Annotated in this window: 2 protein-coding genes; both read left to right on the plus strand. The window is 43.0% G+C overall.

The genetic code is table 11. The features are described from left to right. The coding region (locus tag ACFQ2I_RS19525) for a Mu transposase domain-containing protein (protein ID WP_449290083.1) at window positions 1-634 on the plus strand (634 nt) is incomplete at its 5' end. Continuing rightward, window positions 635-1,390, plus strand: coding sequence for an ATP-binding protein (locus tag ACFQ2I_RS19530; RefSeq protein ID WP_377567227.1), 756 nt, complete (start codon window positions 635-637; stop codon window positions 1,388-1,390). Window positions 1,391-1,528 lie beyond the last annotated feature (138 nt).

Consider the following 1,528-nt stretch of genomic DNA (forward strand, 5'->3'; position numbering starts at 1 on the left):
AGAATCCAAACACCTTCGCGCATTACCTTCTACGCCGTATGAGGTCGCAGAGTGGGTTTACGGCCATACGGTAAATGTGGACTGCCATGTCGCTTTCAAAACCAATCGTTATTCAGCACCTTACAACTATGTGGGTAAAAAAGTGGATCTGAAAGTTTCAGAAAAACTGGTTGAAATCTATTTTAACAGTGAGCGCCTCTGCTCCCACAAAAGGCTCCCCGACTATATGAAATACAAATGGTCTACGTGTGAGGAACATATGCCGGACAAGTTCCAGGAATCGAAATGGGATGATGAACGGATTAAAAAGTGGTCCTACTCCATTGGGAAGTATACCGCTGAAGTAGTAGACAGAATCTTCGCAAGCGTCCGAGTGAAAGAACAAGGTTACAATTCAGCTCTATCCGTACTCCGTCTAAGCAAGGCATATACAACAGAACGTCTCGAAGCAGCTTGTGAGCTTGCACTTGAACGGATCCAATCACCAAGATACAAAACGCTTAAAGCCATCTTATCGTCCAATCAGGATCAGATTTTTCTATCCAAAAAATCTGAAGCAAAAACGAAAGAGCTCCATCAATCCGTTCAGGGTTACGTCCGCGGTTCTCAGTATTATGGCGGAGGTGACCAATAGATGAGTTTGCTGAATGAGGAAACAAGAAGAAAGCTTCGTGAACTGAATCTCAGCGAGATGATCGAAGCCATCGATCAACAAGCTCAGGACATCGGATACGCTACGATGTCCTTTGAGGAGCGCATGAAGCTTGCAATAGATTTTGTCTACCAAAACAAGTATAACAGCAAAGTGGATCGATTGATAAAATCAGCAAAATTTCGCATTGCGAATGCTTCCTTCCACGATATTTACTACATTGATCGTGGATTAGACAAAGAGCAGTTGCTCAATCTTTCCACCGCACAATTCATTGATATGAACGCCAGTGTCATCTTCCATGGTTTCACCGGATCAGGCAAAAGTTATCTGGCTTGTGCACTTGGTAAACAAGCTTGCATGCAAGGGATAAGAACCAGATACATCAGAATCCCAGATTTGTTAATGCTGCGTGATGAGGCAACACTAACACCACAGGGAATATCCAAGCTGCTTAAGAAATTCACAAGCTATAAACTTTTGATTCTTGATGAATGGCTGCTCGACGATCTTTCAGAGGAAGAGCAACACTTTCTGTTTGAACTGATTGAACGTAGACATGATACCAGTTCTACTATTTTTTGCACCCAATTCAAGAAAGAAGATTGGCATGCTCGCCTTGGTGGAGGTGTTCATGCCGATGCAATGATGGATCGAATTGTTCATAACGCAGCCTGGACGTTTACAGGCAATCTAAACATGAGACAAATCAATGCGAAGACACAAAACAAACTTTAGTAATACTTGCGTGCTGCCTCCGGCAGTACGCAACTTCATAACGTAGTGATGCTCTAACAAAATATTGCTGATGCTCTAACCGCGAATCGGTGATGTCCAAATGGGCAAGTTGATGATGCTTTCAGCGTGAAATATTCA

This window comes from Paenibacillus chungangensis (genome assembly GCF_042675905.1).
Taxonomy (GTDB): domain Bacteria; phylum Bacillota; class Bacilli; order Paenibacillales; family Paenibacillaceae; genus Pristimantibacillus; species Pristimantibacillus chungangensis.